Origin of the sequence: Methanobacterium sp. SMA-27 (genome assembly GCF_000744455.1) — an archaeon.
Taxonomy (GTDB): Archaea; Methanobacteriota; Methanobacteria; order Methanobacteriales; family Methanobacteriaceae; genus Methanobacterium_B.
Map to the genome: position 1 here is coordinate 834,336 of NZ_JQLY01000001.1, position 19,517 is coordinate 853,852.

General features: G+C 31.1%; 19 protein-coding genes. 10 read left to right on the top strand and 9 right to left on the bottom strand.

The window, feature by feature from the left end:
• Positions 1 to 218 precede the first annotated feature (218 nt).
• On the top strand, positions 219 to 1,550 hold the full coding sequence (locus DL91_RS04320) for a transglutaminase domain-containing protein (RefSeq protein WP_052374145.1): 1,332 nt from the start codon (positions 219 to 221) through the stop codon (positions 1,548 to 1,550).
• A gap of 327 nt (positions 1,551 to 1,877) precedes the next feature.
• Here the strand turns inward: DL91_RS04320 and DL91_RS04325 are convergent, their stop codons facing one another.
• Positions 1,878 to 2,426, bottom strand: a complete 549-nt coding sequence (locus DL91_RS04325) for a flavodoxin family protein (RefSeq protein WP_048190391.1) — start codon at positions 2,424 to 2,426, stop codon at positions 1,878 to 1,880.
• 230 nt (positions 2,427 to 2,656) lie between these two features.
• On the opposite strand from DL91_RS04325, the gene DL91_RS04330 reads away from it, so the two are divergent.
• Both DL91_RS04330 and DL91_RS04335 read left to right on the top strand, forming a co-directional pair.
• Complete coding sequence (locus DL91_RS04330) at positions 2,657 to 3,085, top strand: MarR family winged helix-turn-helix transcriptional regulator (protein ID WP_048190392.1); 429 nt, start codon at positions 2,657 to 2,659, stop codon at positions 3,083 to 3,085.
• Positions 3,086 to 3,106: 21 nt separating this feature from the next.
• Positions 3,107 to 4,732 carry a helicase C-terminal domain-containing protein gene (locus DL91_RS04335; RefSeq protein WP_048190393.1) on the top strand — a complete coding sequence of 542 codons (1,626 nt, stop codon included), beginning with the start codon at positions 3,107 to 3,109 and terminating at the stop codon, positions 4,730 to 4,732.
• Between the two features lie 86 nt (positions 4,733 to 4,818).
• Here DL91_RS04335 and DL91_RS04340 read toward each other — a convergent pair whose 3' ends face one another.
• From DL91_RS04340 to DL91_RS04350, 3 genes are all read right to left on the bottom strand, one after another.
• On the bottom strand, positions 4,819 to 6,207 hold the full coding sequence (locus DL91_RS04340; protein ID WP_048190394.1) for an MFS transporter: 1,389 nt from the start codon (positions 6,205 to 6,207) through the stop codon (positions 4,819 to 4,821).
• Positions 6,208 to 6,259: 52 nt separating this feature from the next.
• Positions 6,260 to 6,718 carry a MarR family winged helix-turn-helix transcriptional regulator gene (locus tag DL91_RS04345; protein WP_048190395.1) on the bottom strand — a complete coding sequence of 153 codons (459 nt, stop codon included), beginning with the start codon at positions 6,716 to 6,718 and terminating at the stop codon, positions 6,260 to 6,262.
• A 232-nt stretch (positions 6,719 to 6,950) separates the two neighbouring features.
• Complete coding sequence (locus DL91_RS04350) at positions 6,951 to 8,018, bottom strand: Fic family protein (protein WP_048190396.1); 1,068 nt, start codon at positions 8,016 to 8,018, stop codon at positions 6,951 to 6,953.
• 386 nt (positions 8,019 to 8,404) lie between these two features.
• Here DL91_RS04350 and DL91_RS13455 point away from each other — a divergent pair, with 386 nt between their 5' ends.
• The 3 genes from DL91_RS13455 (at position 8,405) to DL91_RS04360 (ending at position 10,277) form a co-directional block, all read left to right on the top strand.
• On the top strand, positions 8,405 to 8,554 hold the full coding sequence (locus DL91_RS13455) for a hypothetical protein (RefSeq protein WP_156095970.1): 150 nt from the start codon (positions 8,405 to 8,407) through the stop codon (positions 8,552 to 8,554).
• 60 nt (positions 8,555 to 8,614) lie between these two features.
• Positions 8,615 to 9,262, top strand: a complete 648-nt coding sequence (locus DL91_RS04355) for a DUF998 domain-containing protein (RefSeq protein WP_048190397.1) — start codon at positions 8,615 to 8,617, stop codon at positions 9,260 to 9,262.
• A 229-nt stretch (positions 9,263 to 9,491) separates the two neighbouring features.
• On the top strand, positions 9,492 to 10,277 hold the full coding sequence (locus DL91_RS04360) for a hypothetical protein (RefSeq protein WP_048190398.1): 786 nt from the start codon (positions 9,492 to 9,494) through the stop codon (positions 10,275 to 10,277).
• A gap of 176 nt (positions 10,278 to 10,453) precedes the next feature.
• Here DL91_RS04360 and DL91_RS12780 read toward each other — a convergent pair whose 3' ends face one another.
• Complete coding sequence (locus DL91_RS12780; protein ID WP_369792066.1) at positions 10,454 to 11,974, bottom strand: ATP-binding protein; 1,521 nt, start codon at positions 11,972 to 11,974, stop codon at positions 10,454 to 10,456.
• Between the two features lie 88 nt (positions 11,975 to 12,062).
• On the opposite strand from DL91_RS12780, the gene DL91_RS04370 reads away from it, so the two are divergent.
• Positions 12,063 to 12,311 (top strand): hypothetical protein, encoded by a 249-nt coding sequence (locus tag DL91_RS04370; protein ID WP_048190399.1) that lies wholly within the window; start codon positions 12,063 to 12,065, stop codon positions 12,309 to 12,311.
• Positions 12,312 to 12,480: 169 nt separating this feature from the next.
• Here DL91_RS04370 and DL91_RS04375 read toward each other — a convergent pair whose 3' ends face one another.
• The 3 genes from DL91_RS04375 to DL91_RS04390 form a co-directional block, all read right to left on the bottom strand.
• Positions 12,481 to 13,074, bottom strand: a complete 594-nt coding sequence (locus tag DL91_RS04375; protein ID WP_048190400.1) for a hypothetical protein — start codon at positions 13,072 to 13,074, stop codon at positions 12,481 to 12,483.
• Between the two features lie 84 nt (positions 13,075 to 13,158).
• Positions 13,159 to 14,538, bottom strand: coding sequence for a hypothetical protein (locus DL91_RS04380; protein WP_048190401.1), 1,380 nt, complete (start codon positions 14,536 to 14,538; stop codon positions 13,159 to 13,161).
• A gap of 561 nt (positions 14,539 to 15,099) precedes the next feature.
• The gene (locus DL91_RS04390; protein ID WP_048190403.1) at positions 15,100 to 16,575 is read right to left on the bottom strand and encodes a pyridoxal-dependent decarboxylase; all 1,476 of its coding nucleotides are present in this window, start codon (positions 16,573 to 16,575) and stop codon (positions 15,100 to 15,102) included.
• A 901-nt stretch (positions 16,576 to 17,476) separates the two neighbouring features.
• Between DL91_RS04390 and DL91_RS13460 the strand changes: the two genes are divergently transcribed.
• The 3 genes from DL91_RS13460 to DL91_RS04395 all read left to right on the top strand — a co-directional run bounded on the left by DL91_RS13460 (position 17,477) and on the right by DL91_RS04395 (position 18,481).
• Positions 17,477 to 17,653: a hypothetical protein gene (locus DL91_RS13460; protein ID WP_156095972.1), complete on the top strand. Its 177-nt coding sequence runs from the start codon at positions 17,477 to 17,479 to the stop codon at positions 17,651 to 17,653.
• Positions 17,650 to 17,820, top strand: coding sequence for a hypothetical protein (locus DL91_RS13465; protein WP_156095974.1), 171 nt, complete (start codon positions 17,650 to 17,652; stop codon positions 17,818 to 17,820). The genes DL91_RS13460 and DL91_RS13465 overlap by 4 nt, the downstream gene beginning before the upstream one ends.
• Positions 17,821 to 18,253: 433 nt before the next feature.
• Complete coding sequence (locus DL91_RS04395) at positions 18,254 to 18,481, top strand: hypothetical protein (protein WP_048190404.1); 228 nt, start codon at positions 18,254 to 18,256, stop codon at positions 18,479 to 18,481.
• Positions 18,482 to 18,519: 38 nt separating this feature from the next.
• Here the strand turns inward: DL91_RS04395 and gshAB are convergent, their stop codons facing one another.
• Positions 18,520 to 19,515 (bottom strand): bifunctional glutamate--cysteine ligase GshA/glutathione synthetase GshB, encoded by a 996-nt coding sequence (gene gshAB / locus DL91_RS04400; RefSeq protein WP_048190405.1) that lies wholly within the window; start codon positions 19,513 to 19,515, stop codon positions 18,520 to 18,522.
• Positions 19,516 to 19,517 lie beyond the last annotated feature (2 nt).

The following is a 19,517-nucleotide window of genomic DNA, read 5'->3' on the forward strand; positions in this document are numbered from 1 at the left end:
ATATCTAACTCAAATTTTTCAGATGCCTTTATTACATTTAATTTAAAAAAATATATAAATAAATTATAATGGCTTTTTACATTAAAAAACGGACAATTTAACCTTCTTTTATCAGACTTTTTATCAATAAATTTATATGTTCTAAACAACAATTTAATTAATTGTCAGAACCTAACGGTGTTCATCTGACATTGCTGAAAACATAGGGAGGCAGTATAATGAAGCGACATTTGTTGCTTGCAATGTTACTGTTATTTAGCATAACATTGCTGAGTACGGATTATATATATGCCACCACACCAAACCAGCAAAACTCAGATATAATCGCGAATACCAATATTGTCGGTGAAATTACAGCGGACGTCCAGCAAGACGTCAAAAGTACAGCGAATATTCAACAAACAACTGTTGGAACTCTTAATGATGTTCAAGCAGTTAGTAATACGGTAACAAGCCAAAAAGCGACCAAAAATGCAGTAAAAACAGTCAGTAGCAGTGTAACTTCTTATAAAAGCAGTAAAAATTCAGTTAAAATTCAGAGCGCATCAGAGGCAGCAGGAGATGTAAATAATAATAAAGCTGCGGGGACTCAAACTACTGTCAAAAGTACGACAGTAACGTATACTTTGAGTAATATTAAAGATGCAGCTTCAAGGGTAAAAATCTTTGTTGAATCTAAAAAGAAATTACCAAAATATGTGCAGATGGGTACAAGACAGATAACAATGCCACAGTTCTTGCAGTTGTTAACAGCAGGATTAACCCAGGTAAATAGGGGATCAACAGGATCAATAACGCTGAAAAGTGTAGAAACCTCGTTGAAACCAACACAAAACCTGAAAAGTGGAACCATTAAAAAATCAGAGTATCTTGTAATAGCAGGGAGGATAAATTCATTCATTAATTCGAATGGAAGGATTCCGAACTTTGCATCAAGTTCTCTAGGGAAAATTCAGTACGAATCGCTTGTGTACATGTATTCAAGAATAATGAATTACCAAAGCGTTAATAAAGACCTGCCAAATTATGCAACCATGCAACCATGGCAAAAATCTGCAGATACACCGGATACACCAGTCACACCAATACCAGCAGAACTACAAAAATATCTGCTACCAACTAACAATTGCCAGTCAACAGATTCAAGTATAATAGCACTTGCATCGTCAATTACACAGGGATCAAGTTCGGCAAAGGACCGAGCAACCAAACTGTTCAATTGGGTAAGGGATAATATTGGTTATACCTTTTACTACGACACCAACTATGGTGCAGTGGGAACCCTAAATTCAAGAACAGCTAACTGTGTTGACACATCACACCTACTTGTGGCACTTTCAAGGGCCTCAGGAATACCAGCAAGATATGTGCATGGGGTGTGCAAGTTCAGTAGTGGAACATGGTACGGACATGTATGGGCTCAGCTCTACGTGGATGGAACATGGTACAATGCAGATGCAATAAGCTACAGAAACTCTCTTGGAGTTATAAATAATTGGAATACAGCCTCGTATACTTTAAAGGGCATCTATGCAGCATTGCCTTTTTAAATTATTTTTTTTCTTTTTTTTAAGGAATTATCAACATATATGAAAAATTGCCCTGAAAGTCTCTTAAAATAGAGAATGGAATAGCATCTAAAAACAGATCTATGCAATTGTATAGCATGCCTGAAATGTGAACTGTCATGTCCATAAAGGATGTTTAAATTTGATAAGTTCTTGGATTAAAACAATAGAATATTAAAATGATACAAGTATTCTTTTTTTTCATAAAAGTATATAGTTGCATCCACATATCCAATTAAATTGTACAGCTATTCTTTGAAAAACTAGGAAAAAAGAGGAATAAAGAATAAAAAAAAATATTTTTAAGTTTTATTTAACCAGATCTTTACCTATTTCTCTGGCTTTTTTGAGAATATCATCCTTATTTTTAACATCTCCAGGGCTTTGATCTCCTGCTGAGATAAGTACACCCTTAACAGTGTAACCTAAAAGGTCGAACACTTGTTTTGTGGAATTTATATATGCCTCAAAACTATCTATATCAGGGTTACCCTGTGAAAAAACCAGTGCAGATGATGTTTTACAGAATTTTTCCTCAAAACCCATTGGTGCATATAATCTGTCTGTGAATAGTTTTGCCTGAGCTGACATCTGCCACATATAAATTGGTGATCCAAGTACAAATGCATCGCTTTCCATTATTTCTTTATAAATTGACTGCATATCATCATCGGTTGCACATTCACCTTCGTTACTTTTACAGTGCATACATGCCTGACATGGTTTGATATTGAGTTTATTCAGATTGAAAATTTCTGTTTCAGCTCCACTTTCCGAAGCTCCTTTTAATATTTCTTTAACCATAATTTCGGTGTTTCCACCCTCTCTTGGGCTACCTACAAATCCTACTACTTTCATGTTATACCTCCAAAAATATTATCCACAACATAGTTGTATGTACAAACATATATAATATTTTTTTCATAATAGTATCTAGAAATATAAAAATGTTGGTATATACTTCAATAGATGTTACAACTGTTCAATAAAATTTTTAAAAATTTTAATATCAATAACAAACATAAACACTTTAAACCTAAAAGAATATTTTTAGGATATTTACAACCTTTAAAATTAGGAAGAAAAACATGAGCAAAGGATCTTTATGTGATTGTCTATATTTAACAAGCAACAGATTATCGAGAGTATTAACCAAAATGGCCGAAGAGGAGTTCAAATCAACAGGACTTTTCCCATCACAAGCCCTGGCATTAATGATTATCAATAAAAAACCGGGAATATCCCAAAATGATCTAAGTAAGGAACTGGATATAAAACCATCAACAACATCACGTTTTATAGACAAACTAGAACATAAAAACCTTGTTAAAAGGAAAATCGTGGGAAAATCATCCTTCCTTTATCCAACTGACAATGGAATAGCACTAATGGAAAAAATAGATGCCTCATGGCAAAATCTATTTAAACGGTATTCGGAAGTTTTAGGATTAGAAGAAGCAATAAAATTGACAAACTCTGTTCACAATGCAGTAAACAAACTTGAAAAAGAGTTATAAATATTATGGGGCAATTACAGGATGCGGAATATAGCAAAAGAAGTACATAGAAGTGATTTTCGTGAGAACCAGATACATTTCTTTGACTATTTCATTGAACACAAAAATCAAAATATTATTGCAGATGCACCCACAGGTATTGGTAAAAGTTTAATTGCAATGCAAATTGCAATCAATCTAGAATTACCTGGAACAGTATTCATTGTTACACCTACAAAAGATCTGATGAAACAATATGAAAGAGATTTTGGAAAGTTAGAAGATGTAATGTTACTTGCAGGTAAAAGTGAGTATAAATGTCTGGCCAATACAGATCATACAGCAGAATTATGTACACACAGTCTAAAATCACCATGTAAACATCATTACAGTTTAACCAACGATCCTTGCGAATACAGTAAAAAAATCAGCACATTTATGGATTATAAAGTAGTTGTAACCAACTACCATATGATGCTTGCATTAATTAACATACGTCCTGCATTACCATGGGGTTGTCCACTAATAATCTGGGATGAATCACATAAATTCCAGGATATAATCAGAGAAATGACCGGTATTGAATATAACCATACACGTGCATGTAGAATAATCGATGAAAAGTTGTCAAAAACAATATTTAATTATTTTAAGGATGTTCAAACACCTATAGAGGAAATAAAAACAGAATTAGAATCATATAAAGATAAATACAACACCAAAGATGATATAAATAAAAGAAGATGGATCGAACGACTTGAAACACAGATTCATTACCGTATCCAGTATGAATATCTGCCTGCTGAAGAATATGATAAATTTATCTCCAAAGATGAATTAGAAAGATGTGTAAGGGTAATTCCAGTTGACTACACTAGTCTTAGCAGATCAACATTCATGGAAGCAGCACCACAACATCTGATGATGAGTGGAACAATTCATTACCCTCACCACAGTGAAAGCAGGAGATTAGAATTAATTGGAAAAATTACTGGAATGAAAATGGATTATATATATGAAACACCCAAAAAATATCGTTTTGATGACAGTAAAATAGTTAAAAAAGCCCCAATAAAACTTAGCAGAATTAATTATACTAACAGTCGCAATTACAATGATTTTAAACGTATTTATAAGCCATTATTAAATTTTTTAGTCAAAGAAGATCGTAACATTATGATACATTTTAATGCAAAATGGCAGTGCGATAATATGGTACGTGCATTAAAAGATTCGGGTTATGAGAATCATATATATAATTTTCATGAGGGTAAAAATAATACAGAAACAAAACAGCACATTAAAAAGAGATTTGTATCAACCGGGGGATGTATTATTGGAAGCAGTTTACACGAAGGAATCGATTTCCCTGGAAAGGAATTGGAAGTTGTTGTTATTGGAAGATCTCCATATGTACCAAAAAGTGAAGAGGATAAATATTATCCTGGTACCAAGAGTAGAATACCTAATAAAATACGTAAAACATGGAATGGTCTAGAACAACGTGGTGTACATGGTATTGAACAAGAAGAATATAGACTTAAAACATTACAACAAATAGGAAGACTGCAAAGAACATCTCATGATACCGGTACAGTTATTCTATGCAATCAATGGACAATACACAAGGATATTTTAAATGGCTTTGAAGCGTGTTCTAACATATAATTCTAAAATATTTCTTAAAATAAATAAAATAAATAAAAAAAAATTTGAAATTATTCATTAGACTTTCTTTTTTACATTTCTCTGTTTTATCTTCTGGCAAATGATGCAAATATACCAATAAAACATAGAATAGTGCAGATTAAAAATACAGTATTTATACTGGTTAAAAGTGCAGGATAATTACTTGGTTCAATCATAACATTACCAATAAACACTGAAAATACCAGTAAAGCTATTCCCATACTCAACATTTGTCCTATCAAACGCATTGTACCAACTGTGGCTGATGCAATACCATAAAACTTTTTTTCAACAGATCCCATGATTGCATTTGTATTTGGTGATGAAAACATACCCAGTCCAAATCCAAGAACTAATAAAACTGTTATAATAAACTCAAAGCTTGTGTTTGCTGTTAGGAATGTTAAACTTAAGAGGCTGATGGCTGTAATTGTCATTCCAATTGTTGCAATTAACCCTGGTGAAAATTTATCCGACAATCTACCTGCTACCGGTGATGTAATTGCCATGACAATCGGCTGTGCAACAAGGATAATTCCTGCCATCTGAGGATCCAGACCCTTAATGTACTGCAGGTAAAGACTTAAAAGGAAAACCACAGCAAAGGTTGCACTGTAATTTATTAGCGCAGCTAAACTTGAAAATCCAAAGGTTACATTTTTAAAGAGTCTTACCTCAAATACAGGATTTTTAACCCTTAATTCAAATAGAGCAAATGTAATTATACCAATAACACCTAAAATTACGAGTATTATTCCAAGTTCACCTGGAAGTATTGAAAATCCATAAATCAGAATTACAAGGGCTATACTGTAGATAATAGACCCTTTTATATCAAATTTCTCACCTATACATTCTGCCCATTCACCTTTCAACTTGAAAACAGTGAGTGCAAGTACCAGTAATCCCAGCGGTATTACGGCAATGAAAATGCTTCTCCATCCAAAGTATTGTGTTAATATTCCACCCAATACAGGGCCTAATGAAAGCCCAATATAAACACTTGCTATATTTATTCCTATGGCTTTTCCCCTTTCTCTAGGCGGATAGGCAGATGTAATAATGGCAAGACCCGTCACAAATATCATTGCAGACCCTACTCCCTGTAAAACCCGGAACATAATGAGTGAAAGTATGGATGGTGCAATGGCACATAACAATGAAGATATAGTGAAAATTATTACACCATAGGTGAAGATTTTTTTCATCCCATATATATCAGCAATCCTACCAAATGGAACAGCAAAAACAGCTGCAGCTAACAGATAAACTGTTGGTATCCAGCTTAATAAAATAACATCTGCTGCAAACTGTGAACCAATTGCTGGGATGGCTATGTTTACTGCTGAGGCCATGAAAGGTGTGAAAAATGAGGCTAATGTAGCCACAATCAATGCTATTGTTCTGTTACTAATACTATTTTCTGGTTTACAAGATTTTTCGATACTCAACATTTATTCCCCATAACATTTATCAAAAATATAAATTCTCATAAAAAATTTAATTCTAATTATCCAAATTTTCCCTGATTAATTCATTATTTAACTGTTTTAATCCATTTAACAGGTTTTCTAATGAGGGTTCATCCATTTTTTCGAGAGCCTTATATATAAAAATGTTTCCTGCTTCATTTTTTATCTTGTTGATAATATTTTGACCTTTATCTGTGAGCATAACTCGAACAACTCTTAGATCATTATCATCTCTTCTCTTTTTTACGAGACCTTTTTTTTCAAGTCTTTTAATCCTTTCAGACAGTGTATGTGGGGCATTACCCATATCAAATGCAACTTCTCCGATTGTGGGAGGTTGAACATCGGCAGAAATATTTAATTCTGAGTGATGGTCAAGTTCAATTAAGAGATGAAATTGTTCAAATGTAAAACCATACTTCTGTGCTGTTTCGCGATGTTTCAATCTTATTTGTTTATTAATGGCTTCCCAGTATTTCCAAATTTCAATCATATTTTTCAGTTTAATCAAGTCCATTGAAAATATATATCGTATTACGATATGTTTTGATTGTAGATATAATTTTAGGTGATTCAAAAGAAGTTATTAAGAACTTATTCTCAAGGATTTACGGTTTATTATTTGAATATAAAAACATTTAACCAATTTAATTCAAGACAAAAGAAAATAAATGATTAAAATAAATTAAATAGAAATTTAAAAGATTTAAAACTGGGATATAATGTTAAACTTTTTTTTGACTAATGTTTTGACTACATTGTTTATGGAATGGGTTTTTTAGGACGTAATACGTTGAACGACTACTGCCTTTTTTATCGATTATGGCCTTATCCATTAAATATCTTAAATCTTTGTAAGCTCCTTGACGGGAAATATTTAAAAGGGTTTGAACCTCTGAATTAGTGATATCTCCCTTTAAATGTATATGTTCCAGTATTTTTCTGTGTTTATTTGACAGTTTAATCTTTCTTTTTCCAGATTTTGCAGGTAAGAATAGTATTATATGATCCTTAATTTCAGTGATTGAGATCTTGAATCCTTCTAAAAAATAATCTAACCATTCATTTAAATTTTGAGTCTTTACATCAACTGAATTTAGGGCATTGTAGTAGGATTGTCTATCATTATCATAGTATTCATCGAGTGTAAAAAATTTATCCATATCAAATTTTCTAAGATAAAGAAAAAGGGCAGCCAAAGCTCGAGCTGTTCTTCCATTGCCATCTACAAAAGGATGTATCCTCACAAGTTCATAATGTATGATTCCCGCAGCAACAACGTGATTTAATTCTATTGTCTGGTTCATCCATTCAATAAAGTTCTCCATCTCTTTTGGAACCAAATTCACATGTGGTGGTGTAAAAACTATTTCTCCATTTTTATTAACAACATGAACTGGTATGGTTCGGTATTGGCCTTCGAGATAAGTGTAATCTAATGTGTAATGAGTTATATCCTGATGAAGTTTTAATATGGTTTTTTCTGTGATTTTTCCATTTTCTGTATAATTATCTAAGTTTTCAAGCACATTTAAATAATTTAAAACTTCTTGTTTGGCTTTTTTTTGGGCATCTATTTTCATGCCTTTGACAAGTTTATCCACTTGGGTAAATGTTAGAGGATTCCCTTCAATTGCTGTTGAGTGATGTGCAGATTTTAATAATGCATCTCTTTTAAGAGAAACTTCCATTTCCACAACTAAGGGTGCATTTCCTATAAAATCTTTTATGGATTGGATTTCAATCAAATTATTTACCATTTCATTGGTGTAACTAAAATTTGGTTTAAACATTTTTCATTATCCTCACACACTATATACAATTATTATCATTGAATGTCATAAAATATATATTTGACTATTTTTTGACTACTATAAGTAATGTTATTCTAAGGATTCATTTTTTCTAAATTCATTTTATTAAGATTTCGGGCTATGTTTATTTTATATCCGGATGGGTAATGTGTATTAAATGAATCAAAGCAAACACACTAAAAAAATTAAAGCCATAAAAAATATTTAATAATATATGTTAAAATTTGATGAATTTTCATTCCTTTTTTTATATTATAGATCATTTCTAACTCAGATTTTAATAATTTAAATACGATGTATCTAAAAATAGAAAAGATAATGTGATATCCCGATAATATTTTGAAGTAATAAACAGGTGAATAGTCATGGTAAAGGAAATAGTTGCTAAATTAAATGATGAAAAAAATATTATAAAAATAGAAAATACCTGTACTGGTACATTTTTACTATTAAACAAAGAAGAAGCACTTAAATTAAAAACTGATCTAAATAATATTTTAGAATTAATGGAATAAATGGAAATTATTTTAATAGATTGGGTTAACTTTATATTTTTTTAATACTATGGTGGTTAAATGTCTAATAACAATGATATTATTGAGCAACAACCAAAAAAACTAGAATTTTATGCTTTGTGCGGTATAATTGCACCATTATTATTCTGCTTTATGGTAATAATTGAGAGTCTTTTAAGACCAGGATATAGTCAGTTCTACAATTATGTCAGTGATCTGGGAGTAGGTCCATTAGCAATACTTCAAAATATTAATTTCATAATCTTTGGATTTTTAACAATAGGTTTGGGTTTAGGTCTTCGAATTGGACTACCTACACAGCAAGGAAAAACTCTGAAACTGGGTGTATGGTTTGTTTTAATCTTTGCCTTTGGGGTATTGTTTGCAGGAATATTTCCTGAGAATTATCTTTCACAAGTTCCACATAACATTGTAAGTGCCACTGCATTTGTAGCTATTATTGTAGCCCAACTACTAATATGGCAGGGATTAAAAAGGGAGAATAATTCAATTTGGGGAAATTATCCAAAATATTCATTGGTAAGTGGTTTATTATCACTTATTTTAGTAATTTGGCTTAAAGTCGCAATGAACTATGGTATTTATCCTGGACTTTCCCAGAGGGCATTTTTATTGGTACCATGGATCTGGATTGGAATAACTGGAATAAAGCTATATTCATTATCCAAGAACAAACTATCAAAATGAAATGACAGATAACCTAAATATAGTTCTATATTTGAATTGACTTATGATGGAATGTTTTATATAGTTTTTAAGACATTTTTATTAGATCAATGAATAGTATATAAATAATATCGAAACAAAAAAATCAACTAATAATCTTAAAATGGAGGAATAGTCTCTGCTATTATCAAAAAAAACTCGAATTTATGTTGAAGACCAGATAGTTCCATCTCCTGCTCGACGTGTTAGGATGGTAATGGATCTCTTAACCAATGAAAACTTCATTAGATTTCCCATGAATAGGGGTTTAATTGAAGATATTGAAATTTTTGGAGTGAACAGAGACTGGTTTATTCCATTTTTAGAAGAAGAAAACGATATAATTGTTAATCTAGGTGATCTGAATCAATGGATCGGATTGGAAGATGAGAGCGGCCTCAAACACGTGAAACTTGAGATCAAATTTGTAATCGTGAACCCTAAATTTGAGCTCATTCGATTTAATCGAGGTTACAGTGCCCTGGTAGATATAATCGAAGCCGAAGAGATGGAACTGCACGTCACACTTCCCCTGGGAACTAAAATGGCCAATAACAAAACATCTGGTGAAATAACTCTTTCAAAGGAAGATGATAAAAATAAATCCGTTTCCATACTTGCTTGCAGCGTTCTGAATATAGATCGCAAACGCAGATACGACTTTCTGGTGAATACCAACCATCTGAAAACCATTCTAAATCTTGAAAACCCCGACCAGTTAGTTAATTTGAATTATAAAGTAACTAATGAAAGAGAATATTATGTTATAACTGTAATTGGGCTGGGCTTATTCATTTTTGCCATTTTTCGCTTTATAGTTCTCATATTGGGGGACGCTGAAGAATTTGATATTCGATATTTGGCTGCTGTCGTAGCTTTTATAAGCCTTTACATAACCATACTCCGGGAAAAATATGAAATACCCTTCAGAAAAGTACTCATTAACACCACAGTTTTTATAGGTATTGAACTGATTATTGAACTCATATCGACTTGAACTTTCATTCAAATTATATTTATAAAAGAGAATGTATAGGTACATTTATGAGTAGATCTTATGCGAAATAGTTGGAGCGGTTATAATACCTCGTATATGGCGTGTTGGGTCTGTTGTAAATCGTAAAGATGTTCTAATGAACAAAACGAAATATACAAACGAAAACATGGAAATATTTAGTTTTCAGCTTGGATTCGTATAGTAAAATAAAATGTTGAACCTTTCCCAAGTACGGATTCAACCCAGATTTGTCCACCTTGTTGATGTACTATTTTATGGGCAATTGCAAGTCCAATACCAGTTCCTTCATACTCCTCATGAGTGTGAAGTCGTTGGAATATAGTGAATATTTTTTCCAAGTGTTCATGAGACATTCCAATTCCATTATCTTCAATACTAAATAGATATTGATTTTTTTCTTTGGTTGCAGATATATGAATTTTTGGATTTTCTTGGCTTCTATATTTAATAGCATTTCCGATTATATTCTGAAATAACTGGATCTTTAACTGTTCATCCCCTATGATAGTGGGTAATGGATCGTGAGTGATAATCGCATTATTTTCTTCTATTTGAACTTTTAAGTTTGTTAAAGCATGTTCCAATACATGTTCGAAATTTACTGGGATGAGTTCTCTTTTTTTGTTAGATATTTTAGAATATTGTAAGAGATCGTTTGTCATTGCATCTAATCTTTTAGCTCCATCCGCTGCAAATCCTATAAATTCATTTGCATCTTGATCTAACTGATCTTTATAGCGTCTTTCTAATAGTTGTAAGAAGCTGGTTATCATTCTTAATGGTTCTCGAAGATCATGAGAGGTTATATAAGCAAATTGTTCCAATTCTTTATTAGACTCAGTCAGTGCTTCAGTACGTTTTTTAACTTCTTCTTCAAGAGTATCCTGATATTCTCTTAATTCTTTTTCTAGTTTTTTAAATTTTGTAATGTCTTTGAAAAGAATAGCAACTTGCCTACTTTCAGGACTTCCAATCTTAAATGCATAAACATCATACCATCTATTTAACTCCTTTGCAGGGTTTACAAAACGCATCGGCTTGCCAGTTAAAGCTATTTTGCCATAAATTTCAAACCAATGCTCCTCATGATCAGGAGCAAGATCCCGCATCAATTTACCACCTGCATCTTCTAGTCCAGTTTGCTTTGTAAAGGCAGGATTAATCTCTAAAAATTGATAATCAATAGGATTATTATCAGAATCGAAAATAACTTCGATAGTGCAGAAACCTTCATCAATAGAATTAAATAAAGTCAGATAATGTTCTTCACTTTCTCTTAGAGATTTAATAGCATCTTCAAGGTCAGCTGTACGGGCTATTACTAATCTCTCCAAATTTTTTCTATACATATCTAGTTCTGCTTCAATTGTCTTTCGATCTGTGATATCACGAACTACTGCCACTGCACCTGTTATTTTATTGTTATTGTCATTAATTGGGGCAGAAGTAACATTTCGATAACGTTTTTTACCAGTACTAGGAAAAACAACAATTTCTTCAAAATCTAAGAGTATTTCACCATTTAATGCACGAATCAAAGGTGAATCTTCCCTGGAACGAGCAGATCCATCAGCATTGTACACTTCCACACTTGAAATTAAATTATCTAAAGATTTGAGATTTTCTTGTTCAGTTTCCTTTTCAAATTTCCGTGCTGCAGCATTGGCCAATATTATATTTCCATGCTAAATATAAAATTGGAATATATAAAACATATAATTATTAATAATAGAATCTAATTTAAAAATTGGAGATGTTTTTATTATGGGTACAGAGAAAGATATTGAGTTTAAAAGATATGAAGAATGTGTTAATGAATATAAAGAGTTATTGGAAGATCTTACGTCGATAAAAGAAGGTAAAGATCGACCTGTTTCTGAGTTTGAAAGGCGTTGTAATGATTTAATTGAAAAATTTAAAACCATTGAATATTTAGGTATTCTAGAAGAACAGGCCCGAGCAATGGCAATTAATGATCTTTCAAAATTTATATCTGAAGCTAAGAATATCTAAAATAAAGATTTAGATTTTTGAAAATATTTTGAGAGTTAATTCTCAACAATTTTTTGGGATTAATATTTTCATCTATGTATTCACCTATCTTTTATTGAAGGCTCCAGTTTTTAAATTCATCCATTTTCATAGTTATATTTATTTAGTCAGCGCTTAAATGGATATGTATTTAGAAAATTATGTATTGGTTGTTTGCATGACATTGTATTGATTTTATCATTTTTTTCATGTCTTCGGTTTGGTTGGTTGTTATCATTCCAGTTGCAACAAATGTTAGATTTGATTTTTCACAGTACCATGATGCATAGAATTTTGCGAGTGATAAATTAGGCATATCATAATTTTCAAGCTGTGATATCTCATTGGCCATTTCTTTCACATTTATATCCATACTATGAACCTCAAAAAGAACAATATGTCCATTTACTGTTATATTTTCTTTTGTTTTGTTTATATAATTTGGATCTTCGTCAAATGGATGAAATAATTCTTTTAAATCTGCATTGCTTGTGTTTTTAACTACTCCAACCCAGAAAGTTCCATTACCGCTATATTCAAATATTCTTTCGTTATTGTTTGTGTGATTTTCAGTATTGTTAAATCCTGAGGGAATATAACTTGGACCATTAAAACTTGTGAATTTAAAAGTTTCACCAGAAAATGAAATTAATAGCATTCCTGCCACAAAAACAATTAACAGTACTAATAAAAACTTTTTTATCGTCCCTAATCTAGATCTACTATTTTTTTTGTCACCAACCAAAACAATCACCGCCTGTATTAAATGATACTAATATTTTATAAGTTTTCAAATATGGATTTTAAAAAATAAAAAATTGCCAATATTTTAAACTATGCTTTTAAATAATGGCGTTTTATTCAAGTTGAGGCTTTGATTGTCCATTTTTATTCCGATTTTTTGATCGGTCATATTTGTTTGATTAGTGCTATTTATCCATGTGTTCATATCAATGTTGTCTTGTTTTAGATCACGGAGGATAGCATTATAGCGTAACCATCCAATTACATTTTTAATTCCTATTACTAATCCTGCTGTAATCAAACCAAGGCCACATATTAATAGGATTATACCTACAATTCCTAAAACTACGTTAACCCAATTACATGAAGCAACATTAACAGCCAAATCACTAGCAGCCAATGGTATCAGTATAACACCTGTGGTGGCAATTGTTTCAATAGTAAAACCCTTACTTAACAAATTTTGGGTTCCTTCAATCACACTGTTCATTGACCCATGCATTTCTTGATCAAAAGAATCTGTTGTCATAAGTGAATATTGTTGGCCTTGATAACTTACTGTTTCTCCTGTTCGTGCGGCTTGAGGTGCAGCTGCAGCTTTTGAATAGATTATTGCTATCAGTACTGCTAAAATTAATAGTACTACTCCTACACCTGTAAGTACAGATCCAATTATAGTGTTTGTTTTGGCTTCCTTTTTGAGTTTTTGCACATTTTCAGTATCTTTTTGTATATTGTCCTTTTGCAGTTCATTTATTTTGTTGATGATGAATTTAGAATCTATTAAATCACCATTGGAAAGTACGACACCAGTGTATGATTTTTTAAATTCATCCATCTCCATGGTTATTTCTTTCTCATCATTGGTGATAAGAGTTAATTTATTTTCATCCATACTTTTAACGTACAGATATCTTAGATGCCCGTTATTATCAATTATTTGAACTATCTTTCCTGTCAGTGTATTTGATACTGATTGTTCTGTTGATAGTGCAAGTGTAATGTTGAGTGCTGCAAGTTGTGTTATAATGTTATTGGCATCGTTGAAACATTCTTTAGGAATAGTTGTTTCATTACTAGTTTTATTATCGGTATCATTGCTAGTTATATTTCCAGGTATTGTGGCTATTTCTGTTTTTTTAGCATTTTTAAAAGCTAACAAATTTTTAGTTTGTTGCTGTTGGTTGTTGTTCCATTTAGAATCATAAGTACTTGCATCTGATTGGTTAGTCTTTTGTTTATCATCTTTTGAATCTTTTTCAGCATTTTTAGCTTTAGATATTAAATGAAATCCCTTAACCGTAAATTTGATCTTACCAAAAAAACCCATTTTTTTATGACTTTCATCATTATAATCTTTAGCATCATCCGCAACCTGCTCCATCTGAACAGCAAAGGAAGGAATGATGTTAACCACTACGACGATGAAAAACAAAACGCAAATCCATCTCATATTGTCATCCATTAAGTACCTCCTAACATGTGTATATATACTAAGACTTTTAACTGTTAAATATATTACTATTTTTAAATAAAAGTATTAAATCTAAAAAATTTAATTAAAAGAACAATAAGGAAGTAAAAATTAGAAATGGGACTTAGACTATTTTTAATTAAAAAAAAATCTCCACATATAAATTAAATTAAATTAAAACATTCATATAGAATCTTTTTAATTATAATCAATGTGGGTATCATAGAATTTTAGTTATCCAAAAAACAAATTGATTAAAATTTTGAATCAGACTTATGGAAGTTTATTTCAATTATATTTTACCAGTATACAAAAACAAGAACAGCTTAAACCGGTTTCTGACCATTTTCAGGTTTTTTTTAACTGGGCTGTATTTCTAGTATTTAACTTTGAAAAATATTTGAGAGTTAATTCTCAACAATTTTTTGGGATTTACTACTTTTCTCAAGAATTTTGCAGGGGTTCAAATAACCCGCAAAATCAATAACTTATACATTTTATAGCATAAATTAAGATGATATTTGTGTAAATATCATTATAATTGAATATATTTTAGTAAAGTAATGTAGGATTTTCTTTTCCATCTATGTACTTTATCTTCTCTTCTGTTGATTGCTCCAGTTTTTTAATTGAGTCCATTATATCATTAAAAAGCATTTCAACCATATCTTTACTGAAACTCTCTTTTACAACCATTCTTAAAACGGCAATGTCTTCAGCATTTGCTGGAAGTGTATAGGCCGGTACTATCCATCCTTTTTGTCTGAGTTTTTCAGATAGATGGAAGACACTGAATTCACAGTTTTGAAGTTGCGCGGTTACTATTGGAAATATGATGCTCTTGTTAATAACTTCAAACTTCTTTGTTCCATTTAATTTGCTTGCAAGATAATGTGCATTTTCCTGCATATTTTCCATTATCTGCTTATAACCTTTCATTCCAAGTCTTATTAAGTTGTAGTACTGTGCTATAATTGTACTGCTTCCTTTTGAGAAATTTAAGGAGTAGTTGGGCATTATTCCACCAAGATAATTTATATTGAATATAAGTTCTTCTGGCAGGTCAGTTCTGTCTTTAAATATTAACCATCCAACACCAGGGTATACTAACCCATATTTATGTCCAGATACATTGATGGATCGTACCTGTTCCAGTCTGAAATCCCATTTAATATCAGGGTACAGGAATGGTAGAATAAAACCTCCACTTGCACCATCAACATGAATTGGGATATCCCATCCTTTAGTTTCCTTAATTTCTAATAAAGCTGTGTTAATTTCTTCGATAGGATCCATTTGTCCTGTAAATGTTGTTCCAACCACCGCACCCACAGCTATGGTATTTTCATCTACCTGGGCTATAATGTCCTCGGCAGATACCGTGTATATATCCTCATTCAAACCACTTATACAGCTGAATGAAGACATTACCTTGGTAATTTCAGTTTCTGTTGTTTTACAGACATTCTTTTTTAGAGGTATGAGTTTGAGTTCAACATCGAAGTACAGAGCAAATTTTTCCCATACAGTATGTACATCAGCACCCATCACAATGTTGGGTTTGTCGGTTGGTTTGCCTTCGGCTTCTCTACGTTTTTTCCATGTCCATTTATGGGCCAGAAGTCCCAGCATAATAGATTCAGACGAACCTATAGTTCCGCTTCCAATTGAATTAGCTTCTTTTGGTGCGTTAAACAGTCTTGCAAGCATATTAACAACCCTGTTCTGGATTACTTCGGTTTGTGGATATTCATCGTTGTCAACGTAGTTTTTGCCAATGCTTTCCATTATAAGTTTATCTGCTTCGGGTTCCATCCAGGTTGTTACAAAGCTTGCTAAGTTTAAAGATGGATTACCATCTAAATTCAGTTCATCATGTATTATCTGATAGGCTGCCCTTGCAGGCATACCTTCTTCTGGCATTTCATATTTGGGAACGGGTTTAGTAAAGTAACGACTACCATAGGTGGTTGTGTGTTCCCTTTCTATTTTACTCATGTGATCCAAATTTTTCTTATCTGATAACAATTCTAAATCCCCCTAAATTTTATATAAAAAAATTCACTACCAATGAAAAAGAATTCATTTGTTTATTTTAAATCAACTTAAAAACTATGAAATAATTCAAAAATAAATAATTGACATTTTTTTTATGGTTGTTTTATGAAATACTTACTTGATATTAATGAAATGAATAAAAAAATATTGAATAAAATATGAATCAATTCCTTTTTGAAATCTATTTCTAAGTTATTCTTTTGGTCTTTAATAGCTATATATCTTGTTCTTTCTAATGGTTCCACAGATATATAATTAACTGAAATCATTGGAAATAGAACTATTGGTCAGTATTTTTTGATTTAATATGATATTATATCTCCAACTGGAATTCTAGCATAAAATTTAAAGAAAGCATAAAAAAGGTTCCAGTATCATAAAGTGTATATAGACCCTCAACCTAATATAAAGATAGAGCAGGGAAAGGTTTCATTTCAAGTTTACAATTTTATCAAAAAGGTATATCGCTTTATTTTTTTGTGAAAAGAAATCTCCCTGCTCGCCTCCGATTTATAAACAAAAAATTAAAGTAATTATTATTTCCCAAAGTATTAGATTTTAAAATTTATTATAGTTTTAGTGCTCTATACAATTATTTTTATTAAAATTTAAATAATTTTTATTATATAACATAATAACGATTCAAAATAGAATTATAAAAAAAATTGAATATATGTGTTTATCCAACCCAACAACTTAATAAAGATTATATTGAATAAAATTGAGGGAACATAGTCTATTTTAATGTTTAAAATGTCAGATGTAGATATAAATTATTTCTTATTAAAAAAAAATGGTTGGATAAGAATAACAGTTGATAATTTTTTTATGAATGAAAAATTCTTATAAAGATAATATAGGTGGGTAAATTATGAATGAAAACTTAAAAACTGCTTGTTGTTATAATTGTAGATACTTAGATGAAAATGATCATATTAAGAAAATCAGTTTACCCAAGTACATGTGCAGTCTACAAAAAAGTTACAAATATAAATATTCTCGTTGTGACAACCATCAAGAGAAGTTACCAGGAATGGTGATTAAATGAGTAATTTAGTCCATAAAACTGATGGTGGATTTATGGAAAAAAAGGATAACGGAGTTAAATGCCAAAAGTGTGGCTATTTTTTAAAAACAAGCGAAATTACAGCGGCATATCTCTATGGAAAAATTCTTTTACCTTTCAATTCAGGTCAATGTAAAATGAATATGTAAATATATTCAAGTTTAAACGAGGCTATGAAATGAAGTGCACTCGAAGGTTAGTATATTGTAACGATCAATTCCATGTGATACTACCAGATAAGTGGGTGAAAGCTGTAAATATACATAAAGGCGATCATGTAACATTAGAAATTGATGATAACGATTTTCATAAGCTTATAATAAAAAAAAAGTGATAATTGTTTTCAATATTTTTATAACTTTAACATATCTAAAAATAAGAATTAGGGATAATCTTATTACTGATTTTTTTGGAAATTTATTTGATTTAAATAGTGGAAAACTTGTTATGGAAATTTTAAAAACATTATTACACATTCTAATTACATGTTGAAGGAATCAAGCTTAAGATAAATTAATAATAAGATTAGAACCATAATATAATTAAAAATTCATTAAAATACCATAAAAAACGGTGATTTATTTGAACAATTTTGAAGATACCAATGAATTTAGGCCATCAATTAATACATTAAATAGAGTTTTAAATGGAACTTTGGATAATAGAAATGATTATATTGTTGCGTATGATGGAAATTTACCTAGATTAGCAAATTATTTAATTCAACATAATATCCCCTTTGAGTTTGTTACAAAAGGTAGGGAAATAAAAATACCAATTGGAATGGTACATATTGAAAAAACTGAATAAAATAATTTTAACTTTGGGAAATCAAAAAAAAAATTAACTTAAAATCCTAATAAATCAAGTAACTTCCTTTCAACATATCTGTTCTGGCCTTTATATGGAAAATCATGTGCATATAATATGGGATTGAAATTTAGTTCGATTATGCTATGGTTGTTTTTATCGGGTTTTGCTTTTACATCCTTGATGATTATATCTGCACCACAGATTTTTGCACCAACTGCCTTAGCAGAGTTTACAGCAATGATCTTATACTCATCTAATATCTCATCTGTAAAATCAATGCTGTCACCACCAGTGCTGATATTGGAATTTTCTCTAAGATATACAATTTCACCATTATTTGGAACATAATACATGTCCTTATCTTGAGTGGCCAGATAATTCTCTTCAATTAATCCGATAATGATTTTTTCTAGCGGAGTCACATGTCCCTTACCCCTTTGTGGGCTTTTATTTTTTTCATGAACCAGTTCTTCTATATTTTGTACTCCATTTCCAACAACATTTGCTGGGTCCCGGTTCAGTATTGCAACAACTTCCTCTCCAATTACTAAGAACCTATACTCTTTACCCTCTATGAATTCTTCAATCATAACCGAGTTATCATATTTTAATGCATGGACAATTGCATTATTGTAGTCTTCCTTGGATTTCAGGTCTTTCAATATTAATACACCCTCACCAAAATTAGTTGATTTAGGTTTTATCACAATATCCTTACCAACAAAGTCAGGATATTTTTCCATTGCATCGTCAACATGCTTAAAAGTTACACTCATGGGCACATTAATGCCATGTTCCTTAAGAACCATTTTTGTTACTTCTTTGTTTTCCATGATTAATGGGGCTATATATGTGTCAGCAGAAGTTTTGGTTGCCTGTTTCACATATTCAACTTTATTCCCTTTTTTTAAACGGATAAAATTATCATCCATGTCAAGTACATCGATCTCTATACCCCTTTTCAATGCTTCCTTGATAATAAGTTGAGTTGAAAGTTCAAGCCCTACATAGCTTTCTTTTAAAATAATCATGT